The sequence below is a fragment of the Burkholderia sp. Se-20373 genome (assembly GCF_017104705.1).
GTDB lineage: Bacteria > Pseudomonadota > Gammaproteobacteria > Burkholderiales > Burkholderiaceae > Burkholderia.
On the sequence record NZ_JAAGPH010000108.1, the window covers coordinates 18038 to 28925 of the forward strand.

A 10888-nucleotide genomic window follows, 5' to 3' on the forward strand; every position below is an offset into this window, starting at 1 on the left:
GGGGGCCGTCACACCACCCCGCATGCTTCGCGCTGCGGGGTGTTTCGTTTGCGCGTGCCGTAAAGGGGCCGAAGGGCCGGCAGCATCGCACGCTACAATGCCCGGTTTGGGATGGCAGGGCCCACGGGCGCCGCGATCCCGCCGTTTGCCGCATTGGCTTGCTGTGCCCGTTGGCCGCGCTTGTTTGCCGAATTTGCTCCGATGACACGAACCCGTTCTACCGCTCCGTCTTCTTCCGGCCGCCCGGCGCGCCTGTCCGCGCTGCATCTCGCGCCCGATTCGCTCGGCTTCGCACTCGACGCGGCCGCGCAGGCGGTCGATGCGGTGCGGCGCGGCACCGCGCTGCCGGCGGCGCTGTCGGCGGTATTCGCGCAGATGCCGTCCGGTGCGCAGGCGCTCGCACGCGGGGCGACGCAGGACGTCGCTTACCGGACGATGCGCCGCCTCGGCAGTGCGGACTGGCTGATCGGGCGGCTCATCAGCAAGGCGCCGCCCGCCTACGTGCACGCGGTGCTCGCCGGTGCGTTCGCGCTGCTGCTCGACCCGGCGGACGAGGCTGCGTATCCGGCGTTCACGGTGGTCGACCAGGCCGTGACCGTGATCGGGGCACGCCGCGAATGCGCGTTCGCGAAGGGGATGGTCAACGCGGTGCTGCGCCGTTTCCTGCGCGAGCGCGACGCGCTCGTCGCGGCGCTGCAGGACGATGTCGTCGCGCGCTGGAACTACCGCGCGTGGTGGGTCGCTTCGGTGCAGCGCGCGTGGGCCGACGCATGGCAGGCGATCCTCGCGGCCGGCGAGCGGCAAGGGCCGCTGACGCTGCGCGTGAACGCGCGCCGGGCGAGCGTCGACGCGTATCTCGATACGTTGCGCGAGAACGGGATCGAAGCGACCGCGATCGGCCGGCATGCGGTGCGGCTTGCATCGGCGTTGCCGGTCGATCGCATTCCGGGGTTTGCCGATGGCGTCGTGTCGGTGCAGGACGCCGGCGCGCAGCTCGCAGCCGAATGGCTCGGTGCGCGCGACGGCATGCGCGTGCTCGACGCATGCGCGGCGCCCGGCGGCAAGACCGGCCATATCCTCGAACTCGCCGATGCGGACGTCGTCGCGCTGGAAAGCGACGCCGCGCGCGCGGCACGGATCGGCGAGAACCTCGTGCGGCTGTCGCTCGAAGCGGACGTGCGTGTCGGTGATGCGGGTGCCCCCGACGCCTGGTACGACGGGCGCCCGTTCGACCGCATCCTTGCCGACGTGCCGTGCTCGGCGTCCGGCATCGTGCGTCGGCACCCCGACATTCGCTGGCTGCGCCGCGAGGCCGACATCCCGGCGCTCGTCGCGGAACAGCGCCGCATTCTGGCCGCGTTGTGGCCGCTCGTGAAGCCGGGCGGCGAACTGCTTTACGTGACCTGTTCGGTCTTCCCCGAGGAAGGCGAATGGCAGGCCCGCTGGTTTGAAGCGGCCTGTGAAGATGCGGTACGATTGGACGCCCCCGGCCAGCTGCTGCCGGGCGGAGTGCAGGGAGGGGCGGCCGCCGGCGCACTCGACCAGAACACCGATCACGACGGATTTTTCTACGCGCGGTTTCAGAAACGGTGACGATCAAACACCTTTTTCCACTTCGGCTCGCGGCCGTCCTGATGGTCGCGTTGACGCTGTGCCTGACTGTCGTCCGGCCGGCGCATGCCGAGTCGATCGCCGTGCAGCGCGCGTCGCTCCAGTCCGACGGAAGCGGCTGGGCGCTCGACGCACGTTTCGATTTCGAGCTGAACCCGAACCTCGAGGATGCCGTCAACAAGGGCATTCCGCTTTATTTCACGACCGACTTCGAGTTGAGCCGGGCGCGCTGGTACTGGTTCGACGAGCAGCCGGTGGCGGTGACGCAGACGATCCGCCTGTCGTTCCAGCCGCTCACGCGCGAATATCGCGTGTCGACGGGCGGCCTGCAGCTCGGTTTCCCGTCGCTGAAGGATGCGCTTGCGGTGGTCCGTCACATCACGTCGTGGCACGTGATCGACCGCAACCAGGTGCGCGCGGGCGAAACCTACACGGCATCGGTGCGGATGCAGCTCGATACGGCGCTGATGCCGAAGCCGTTCCAGGTCGATGCCGTGAACAACCGCGACTGGACGCTCGGGTCGGACTGGAAGCGCTTCAACTTCACGGTGACCGAACGTGCTAAATAAAGTGCGCCGCGCGGCCAGCGGGAAGAGCCTCCTCATTCGCGTGATCGTCTCGACCGTCGCGCTCACCGCGCTGCTGCTGCTCGTGCTGCTCGCGGCCGCGAGCGCGAACACCGAATTCTTCGACCGCTACTACTCGTGGCTGTACGCGACGAACATCGTCGTCGCGCTCGTGTTCCTGCTCGTGGTGCTCGGGCTGATCGGGATGATCGTCGTACGCCTGAGGAAGGGCAAGTTCGGCACGCGGCTGCTCGCGAAGCTCGCGGTGTTCTTCGCGCTCGTCGGCGTGGTGCCGGGCGGGATCATCTACATCGTGTCGTACCAGTTCGTGTCGCGCAGTATCGAGTCGTGGTTCGACGTGAACGTCGAGACGGCGCTGACGGCCGGCCTGAACCTCGGCCGCGGGATGCTCGATGCGTCGCTGTCCGATCTGCAGACGAAGGCGCGGCTGATGTCCGACCAGCTCGCGAGCGTCGATGTGAACACCAACGGCACGACGCTCACGCTGCTGCGGCTGCGCGACCAGTTCGGCGTGCAGGACGCGACGATCGTCGAGCCGAGCCGCGGCGGCTCGGGTGCGGCCCCCGACCTGCATATCGTCGCGCAGGCGTCGGGCAATTTCGCGGCACTGATTCCGGACGACCTGCCGACGCCGCTGATGCTGAACCAGGCGCGCGAACACGGCGCGTACGCGGCGATCGAGGGTGAAGTCGACGGCGACCCGCGCGCGCACGGCGCGAAGGGCGCGCTGCGGTTGCGCGTCGTGCGGCCGATTCCCGATGCATCGACGTCGTTGCTGCAGCCGGCGGAACGCTTCCTGCAGCTCACGCAGCCGGTGCCGCCGACGCTTGCCCACAACGCGGACGCCGTGCAGCGCGCGTATCGCGAGTACCAGGAAAAGTCGCTCGGCCGCACGGGGCTGCGCAAGATGTACATCGGCACGCTGACGCTGGCGCTGTTCCTCGCGACCTTCATCGCGATGATGCTCGCGCTCGCGCTCGGCCAGCAGCTCGCGCGGCCGCTGTTCCTGCTCGCGCAGGGCACGAAGGAGGTCACGGAAGGCGACTACACGCCGAAGCGCGAGATCAAGACGCGCGACGAGCTCGGCTTCCTCACGCAGTCGTTCAATGCGATGACGCGTCAGTTGTCGGAAGCGCGGCTCGCGGTCGAGAAGAACCGCGTCGCGCTCGAGCATTCGAAGACGTATCTCGAGAGCATCCTCGCGAACCTGACGGCCGGCGTGTTCGTGCTCGACCGGCAGTTCCGGCTGACGACGGCCAATCGCGGCGCCGAGCGGATCTTCCGGCAGCCGTTCAACGCGCTGATCGGCACGACGCTCGACCGGATCGGCGTGGCCGCCGGGTTCGGCGCGATGGTGCGCAAGGCGTTCGCCGATCGCGAGGCGGCGTCCGACGGCGGCAGCGGCGATCGCGGCCACTGGCAGCAGCAGTTCGCGATCGAGGTGCCGGGCGAAGCCGATCCGCTGACGTTGCTCGTGCGCGGCACGCGCCTCGTGTCGACGGTCGAGGGGCAGGCCGACGATCCGCAGACGTCCGGTTACGTCGTCGTGTTCGACGACATCTCCGACGTGATTTCCGCGCAGCGTTCGGTCGCGTGGGGCGAGGTCGCGCGCCGGCTCGCGCACGAGATCAAGAATCCGCTGACGCCGATTCAACTGTCGGCGGAGCGGCTGCAGATGAAGCTGTCCGACAAGCTCGCCCCGCCCGATGCCGATGTGCTCAAGCGCGGCGCGACGATGATCGTCAATCAGGTCGCCGCGATGAAGCGGATGGTCGACGATTTCCGCGAATACGCGCGCACGCCGCCGGCGGTGCTCTCGAACCTGCAGTTGAACGAACTGGCGAGCGAGGTGCTCGGGCTGTACGGGGTGGGCGAAGGCAAGAGCGCGATCGTCGCCGAGCTCGCGCCGTCGCTGCCGGTGATACGCGGTGATGCGACGCAACTGCGCCAGGTGATTCACAACCTGCTGCAGAATGCGCAGGATTCGGTCGCGGAGTCGGCGCATCCGCGTGTGTTGATCGAAACCAAGACAGTAGAATATGGCGATCCCGACGCCGAGGGCAAAACGCGCGTCGCGGTACGTCTTACCGTGTCCGACAACGGGCCCGGTTTTCCGGCGCGCATCCTGACTCGCGCGTTCGAGCCTTATGTGACGACGAAGGCGAAGGGCACGGGTCTGGGGTTGGCCACGGTCAAGAAGATCGTCGATGAGCACGGTGCGCGGATCGATCTGCGCAATCGCATGCACGGCGAGACCGTCGAGGGTGCGCAGGTGTCGATCCTGTTCCTGCAGATGGCGAGCGATGCGCCAGGCGCCGAATCGGGCGTGCAGGACGGGGCGGCCCCCGCCAAGACAAAAGCAAGTGAGCAGACAAAGGCAGCGTAAATGGCAACCATCCTGGTGGTAGATGATGAAATGGGCATCCGGGAATTGCTCTCGGAGATCCTCAGCGATGAAGGACACGTCGTCGAGGCGGCGGAGAACGCGCAGGCCGCGCGGGAATACCGGTTGAATCAGGCGCCCGATCTCGTGCTGCTCGATATCTGGATGCCCGATACCGACGGCGTGACGTTGCTCAAGGAGTGGGCAGCGCAGGGGCTGCTGACGATGCCCGTGATCATGATGTCCGGACACGCGACGATCGATACGGCCGTCGAGGCGACGAAGATCGGCGCGCTCGATTTCCTCGAGAAACCCATCGCGCTGCAGAAGCTGCTGAAGTCCGTCGAGCACGGTCTCGCACGCGGGGCGGCGCCAGTGTCCGCGAACGCGGCGGCGAAAGCCGGTGCGGGGCAGGCGGCGGGGCCCGCGGCGGTGGCGTCCGCGGCTGCGCTGCCGACGCTCGGCGACGACATGGCTTCGGCACTCGGCCTCGCGGGCCAGACGGCCGCGATCCCGTTCGACATCCCGTTGCGCGAAGCGCGCGATGCGTTCGAGCGCGCGTACTTCGAATATCACCTCGCGCGCGAAAACGGCAGCATGACGCGCGTCGCGGAGAAGACGGGCCTCGAGCGCACGCATCTGTATCGCAAGCTCAAGCAGCTCGGTGTGGAGCTCGGCAAGAAGCCGTCCGAAGGCGCCGTATAAAATATTTCGTGAAAGTACTTGATCAAGTAACGAAGGGTGGATATACTTTCTCTTCTTCGTTGGCCCGGTAGCTCAGTTGGTAGAGCAGCGGATTGAAAATCCGCGTGTCGTTGGTTCGATTCCGACCCAGGCCACCAGAATTAAAACCCCAAGAATCGGAAGGTTCTTGGGGTTTTTCGTTTGTGGTGAGGTTTGCGTGACGCGTGGTGTGGGATGGCGTGCCCGGCAGTGTTCATGAGGGCATGATAAAATCCGTGTCCGCTCAATAACTTAGCGCATCGCTTCATGCGCACGGCAGGCTGCCAGCGTGGCGCCGCCGTGGCGCGCGGCAACGATGCCGCGCGATGGGCGGTATAAGCGCTCCGCCGCGTTCGCGGCCAATTGCGCTGCCTATACTGGTCGAGCCGGCCCAGGCCGGCACGCGTCGGGCCGCCCGGCGGCAGCCGGCCCCGGGGCGCAGCGCGACGCGAGCCTACACATTCACGGAGTATCACGGTGATTCGGACAGACGCTAAAGACGGCGCGCTCGTGTTGTTTTCCGGCGGGCAGGACTCGGCCACGTGCGTGGCATGGGCCCTCGAACGCTACCAGACGGTCGAGACGCTCGGCTTCGATTACGGCCAGCGCCACCGCGTCGAACTCGAATGTCGCGAAGGCGTGCGCGAAGCGCTGAAGCGTGACTTTCCCGCCTGGTCGGACCGGCTCGGCGACGATCACATGATCGACCTGTCGGTGCTCGGCGCGATCAGCGATACCGCGATGACCCGCACGATCGAGATCGAGACGGCGGCGAACGGCCTGCCGAACACGTTCGTGCCGGGCCGCAACCTGATGTTCATGACGATCGCCGCGGCGATCGCCTACCGCCGCGGGCTGCGTGTGCTGGTCGGCGGGATGTGCGAGACGGATTTCTCGGGCTATCCCGACTGCCGCGACGACACGATGAAGGCGCTGCAGGTCGCGCTGAACCTCGGGATGGATACGCGCGTCGTGCTCGAGACGCCGCTGATGTGGCTCGACAAGGCGCAGACGTGGCAGCTCGCCGAACAGCTCGGCGGCGAAGCGCTCGTCGAACTGATCCGCGTCGAGACGCACACGTGCTACGTGGGCGAGCGTGCGGAACTGCACGAGTGGGGCTTCGGCTGCGGCGAATGCCCGGCCTGCAAGCTGCGCAAGCGCGGCTACGAGGCGTACCTGAAGGGCGAGCGGGTGACCGAAGCGCCGCTGTGATGCAGCAGCCACGGCAGCGCCTGGTGATTAACGGATTCTGATCGACAACGAGCGGCGCGAGCCGGACGAAGGACGATGACTTACGCGGTCAAGGAAATTTTCTACACGTTGCAGGGCGAGGGCGCGAACGCGGGCCGGCCGGCCGTGTTCTGCCGGTTCGCCGGCTGCAACCTGTGGTCGGGCCGCGAAGAGGATCGTGCGGAGGCCGTGTGCCGCTTCTGCGATACCGACTTCGTCGGCACCGACGGTGAGAACGGCGGCAAGTTCAAGGACGCCGAAGCGCTGGTCGCGACGATCGCCGGCTTGTGGCCGGAGGGCGAGGCGCACCGCTTCGTCGTCTGCACGGGCGGCGAGCCGATGCTGCAGCTCGACCAGCCGCTCGTCGACGCGCTGCATGCGGCCGGCTTCGAGATCGCGATCGAGACCAACGGCTCGCTGCCGGTGCTCGAATCGATCGACTGGATCTGCGTGAGCCCGAAGGCCGACGCGCCGCTCGTCGTCACGAAGGGCAACGAGCTGAAGGTCGTGATTCCACAGGACAACCAGCGGCTGGCCGACTACGCGAAGCTCGACTTCGAGTATTACCTCGTCCAGCCGATGGACGGCCCGTCGCGCGACCTCAATACGAAGCTCGCGATCGACTGGTGCAAGCGTCATCCGCAGTGGCGGCTGTCGATGCAGACCCACAAATATCTGAACATTCCCTGAGCCCCGGCTTTTGACATCGTGCTGATTACCCGAAAACTCGAATTCGACGCGGGCCACCGCATTCCCGACCACCGCAGCCAGTGCCGGAACCTGCATGGCCATCGCTACGTGCTCGAAGTCACGCTGCGCGGCGATCTCGTCGATACCGAGGGGGCGCCCGACCGCGGCATGGTGATGGATTTCGCCGACGTGAAGGCGCTCGCGATGGAGCACCTGGTCGGCAAGTGGGACCACGCGTTCCTGGTCTATGCGCGCGACGACGTCGTGCGCTCGTTCCTCGAGCAGATGGCCGACCACAAGACGGTCGTGATCGACCGGATTCCGACCGTCGAGAACCTCGCGGCGATCGCGTTCGACATCCTCGCGAACGTGTACGACGCGCACTACGGCGTGAACCTGCGGCTCGAGCGCGTGCGCCTGTACGAAACGCCGAACTGCTGGGCCGACGTCGAGCGCCAGCCCGGCCGCTGATCCCGCCTTCTCGGCAGCCCCGCCAGCCGGTGCGGGCTGCCTGACGCCGCACCTGGCGGCCCCTCCCGCCTCGCTCCCCGTCCGTTTCCACATTCCGCGTAACGCCGCGCTATGATCGTTGCGTGGCGCCGAAAAACGCCGCCGTGCGCGGTCGTTCGGCCGGCGCTGTCAGATCGGCCGCCCACAACCGACCAACGTTCCAGGGCCCGGTCCTGGCGCCGCCGTGCAATGCTGCCCGGCGCGCCGCGCTCCGTTTTGCCCGTTGCTTGTCCCGTTCGATTGCCGTTCCGTCCCGGAGGCCGTATCGATGAGCACGCTCACCAATTCCCTCAAACAACGCCTGCGCGACAGTGACGAGCCGCTGTACGGCCTGTGGCTGTCGCTCGGCAGCGACTCGGCCGCGGAAGCGCTCGCGCATGCCGGCTACGACTGGCTCTGCATCGACATGGAGCACGCGCCGAACGACAGCCGCGATGTTGCATCGCAGCTGCGCGCGATCGCCGCCGCCCATCTGCCGAGCGAGCCCGTCGTGCGCGTGCCGGCGCGTGAGCCGTGGCTCGTGAAGCGCGCGCTCGATGCGGGCGCACGCACGCTGATGTTTCCCTGCATCGAGACGCTCGACGATGCCACGCACGCGGTGCGGCTCACGCGCTATCCGTCGCCCGATTCGCCGGACGGGCTGCGCGGCGTCGCCGGCATGGTGCGCGCGGCGGCGTTCGGCATGCGTCGCGACTACGTGCAGACGGCGAATGCGCAGGTCGCGGTGATCGTGCAGATCGAATCGGCGCGCGGCGTCGATGAAGTCGAGCGGATTGCGGCGCTGCCCGGCATCGATTGCCTGTTCGTCGGCCCGGCCGATCTCGCGGCGAGCCTCGGGCACCTTGGCGACATCCGTCACCCGGACGTCGAAGCCGCGATGGCGCGCGTGCTCGCGGCCGGCCGGCAGGCCGGCGTCGCGGTCGGCATCTTCGCGGGCGATACGGCTGCCGCGCGCCAGTATCGCGAGGCCGGCTACCGGATGATCACGGTGTCGGCCGACGTCAGCTGGTTGTTGCGCGCCACGCGGCAGGCGCTGCAGGAGGTGCGGTCATGAGCGGTGGCGATGGCGCATGCCGTGGGCGCGCGCAGGGTGGGTTGGGGAGGCGCCGGCAGGTCGGCGCGGTGTTCGGCCTGTGGGTCGTGTGGATCGCGGCCGCCGCGCAGGGCGCGCCGCAAGCGAAGCCCGATCCGTCGCACGAGACGCAGTCGGCGGTCGCCGACTACAACGCCGGCGACTTTCGTGCGGCGCTGGTGCAGTTCCACGACGCGGCCGAGCGCGGCGACCGTCTCGCGCAATTCAACTACGCGATGATGCTGCTGACGGGCGAAGGCGTGACCGCGAACGTCGACGAAGGGCTGCGCTGGCTGAAGCGCGCGGCCGACGCGAACATGTCGCATGCGCAGTACGTGTACGGCCGGATGTTCGATGACGGCGAGTTCGTCGCGCGCGATCCGGCCGAAGCGCACCGCTGGTTCCTGCGGGCGGCGAAGCAGGGGCACGTGCAGGCCGAGCTGTCGCTCGCGAACCAGTTCCTCGACGGGCGCGGCACGCCGCGCGACAACCGGCAGGCGTTCACGTGGTACAAGCAGGCCGCCGACGCGGGCGAGCCGACCGCGCAGTACGTGACCGCGTCGTTCTACGAGCGCGGCGGCGACGGCGTCGCGCAGAACCTCAACATTGCGCGCGCGTATTACGCGGCGGCGGCCGCGCAGGGCGACGAGACGGCCGGGCTGAAATTCAAGGAGCTGAGTGCGCGGCTCAAGGCGCAGGGGCCGGCATCGGGCGCCGGTGCGGAACCGGGCGGGGCGCACGCACCGCCGCCGTGAGCCGGGGCGCGCGCCGCGCGGTCAGCTCTTCATCAACCGCCGCTGCCGCCCGACGCTCATGATCATCCCGATCGCGATGCCGAGCGTCGTGAGCGCGGTGCCGCCGTAACTCATGAACGGCAGCGGCACGCCGACGACCGGCAGCACGCCGCTCACCATCCCGATGTTGACGAACGCATAGACGAAGAACGCGAGCGTGAGCGAGCCCGCGAGCAGGCGGCCGAACAGCGTTGCACCCTGCGCGGCGATATAGAGCCCGCGCGCGATCAGCGCCATGTACAGCGTCAGCAGCACGAGCCCGCCGACGAGCCCCCATTCCTCGGAGAACACCGCGAAGATGAAGTCGGTGTGCTTCTCCGGAATGAATTCGAGGTGCGCCTGCGTGCCTTTCAGGTAGCCCTTGCCGAGCACGCCGCCCGAGCCGATCGCGATCACGGCCTGGATCGTGTGGAAGCCCTTGCCGAGCGGATCGGAAGTCGGGTCGAGCAGCGTACACACGCGGTGCTTCTGGTAATCGTGCATCAGCGGCCACTGCACTTCGGGCTGGCAGATGCGCTCTTCGAACACCGCGATTGAGCCGACCGCGATCACGCCCGCGACGAGCACCGGCACGATCAGCTTGAACGACAGGCCGGCGAGGTAGATCACGAAGAAGCCGGCCGCGAACACGAGCAGGCCCGTGCCGAGGTCGGGCTGCTTCGCGATCAGCCCGACCGGTACCAGCAGGATTCCGAACGCGGCGATGAAGTCGTACCAGCGCAGCCCGCCCTCGCGGCGCTGGTAGTACCACGCGAGCATCAGCGGTGTCGCGATCTTGAGGATTTCCGACGGCTGGATCACGACGCCGACGTTCAGCCAGCGCTTCGCGCCCTTCTTGGTCATCCCGAACAGCGCGACCGCAATCAACAGCGCGACCCCGAACGTGTAGAGCGGGACCGCGAAGCGCATCAGCGTCGTGGGCGGGATATTGGCGATCACCCACATCAGCACGAACGTCAGCAGGATGTTGCGCAACTGGTCCTCGACGCGGCCCGGCATGTCGATCGCCGCGCTGTACAGCGTGACGATGCCGACGCACAGCAGCAGGAACACGATGAGGGCGAGCGGGCGGTCGAAGCCCGCGAACATCTGCTTGATCTTGTCGAGCCAGGCGCGCTTGTCGAATTGCATGCCTTTCTCCGTTAATGAGCGGTGCCGGCGTCCGCCGCTTTCGCGGGGGCCGTTGCACGGTGATTGTCGTCGCGCGGCGTGGCGACGAGCGGCTGCGCATCGCTGGCGGGCCGGCGTGGCCGGTGCGGGCGCCGGATCGGCGGCAGGCTCGCGGCCC

10 protein-coding genes and 1 tRNA gene are annotated in these 10888 nt (G+C 67.8%); 10 read left to right on the plus strand and 1 reads right to left on the minus strand.

Annotated features, from left to right (window positions below):
* The first annotated feature begins 201 nt into the window (after positions 1-201).
* The 10 genes from rsmB to G3N96_RS27825 all read left to right on the plus strand — a co-directional run bounded on the left by rsmB (position 202) and on the right by G3N96_RS27825 (position 9561).
* Positions 202-1593: a 16S rRNA (cytosine(967)-C(5))-methyltransferase RsmB gene (gene rsmB, locus G3N96_RS27780; protein ID WP_206139183.1), complete on the plus strand. Its 1392-nt coding sequence runs from the start codon at positions 202-204 to the stop codon at positions 1591-1593.
* A complete protein-coding gene (locus tag G3N96_RS27785) occupies positions 1590-2180 on the plus strand; it encodes a DUF4390 domain-containing protein (RefSeq protein WP_206139184.1) in 591 nt (196 codons plus the stop codon). The genes rsmB and G3N96_RS27785 overlap by 4 nt, the downstream gene beginning before the upstream one ends.
* Positions 2170-4584 carry a sensor histidine kinase EsaS gene (gene esaS / locus G3N96_RS27790; protein ID WP_206139185.1) on the plus strand — a complete coding sequence of 805 codons (2415 nt, stop codon included), beginning with the start codon at positions 2170-2172 and terminating at the stop codon, positions 4582-4584. The genes G3N96_RS27785 and esaS overlap by 11 nt, the downstream gene beginning before the upstream one ends.
* Complete coding sequence (gene esaR, locus G3N96_RS27795) at positions 4585-5286, plus strand: response regulator transcription factor EsaR (protein WP_021163978.1); 702 nt, start codon at positions 4585-4587, stop codon at positions 5284-5286.
* Positions 5287-5347: 61 nt separating this feature from the next.
* Positions 5348-5423, plus strand: a tRNA-Phe gene (locus G3N96_RS27800).
* Between the two features lie 358 nt (positions 5424-5781).
* Complete coding sequence (gene queC / locus G3N96_RS27805; protein ID WP_043184736.1) at positions 5782-6516, plus strand: 7-cyano-7-deazaguanine synthase QueC; 735 nt, start codon at positions 5782-5784, stop codon at positions 6514-6516.
* Between the two features lie 75 nt (positions 6517-6591).
* The gene (queE, locus tag G3N96_RS27810; RefSeq protein WP_011353564.1) at positions 6592-7224 is read left to right on the plus strand and encodes a 7-carboxy-7-deazaguanine synthase; all 633 of its coding nucleotides are present in this window, start codon (positions 6592-6594) and stop codon (positions 7222-7224) included.
* An 18-nt stretch (positions 7225-7242) separates the two neighbouring features.
* Positions 7243-7695 (plus strand): 6-carboxytetrahydropterin synthase QueD, encoded by a 453-nt coding sequence (gene queD / locus G3N96_RS27815; RefSeq protein ID WP_011353563.1) that lies wholly within the window; start codon positions 7243-7245, stop codon positions 7693-7695.
* Between the two features lie 307 nt (positions 7696-8002).
* Positions 8003-8788: an aldolase/citrate lyase family protein gene (locus G3N96_RS27820; RefSeq protein ID WP_206139186.1), complete on the plus strand. Its 786-nt coding sequence runs from the start codon at positions 8003-8005 to the stop codon at positions 8786-8788.
* Complete coding sequence (locus G3N96_RS27825; protein ID WP_206139187.1) at positions 8785-9561, plus strand: tetratricopeptide repeat protein; 777 nt, start codon at positions 8785-8787, stop codon at positions 9559-9561. Before G3N96_RS27820 ends, G3N96_RS27825 begins: the two co-directional genes overlap by 4 nt.
* 21 nt (positions 9562-9582) lie before the next feature.
* On the opposite strand, the gene rodA is transcribed toward G3N96_RS27825, so the two are convergent.
* Positions 9583-10731, minus strand: a complete 1149-nt coding sequence (gene rodA / locus G3N96_RS27830; protein ID WP_089461779.1) for a rod shape-determining protein RodA — start codon at positions 10729-10731, stop codon at positions 9583-9585.
* Between the last annotated feature and the right edge of the window lie 157 nt (positions 10732-10888).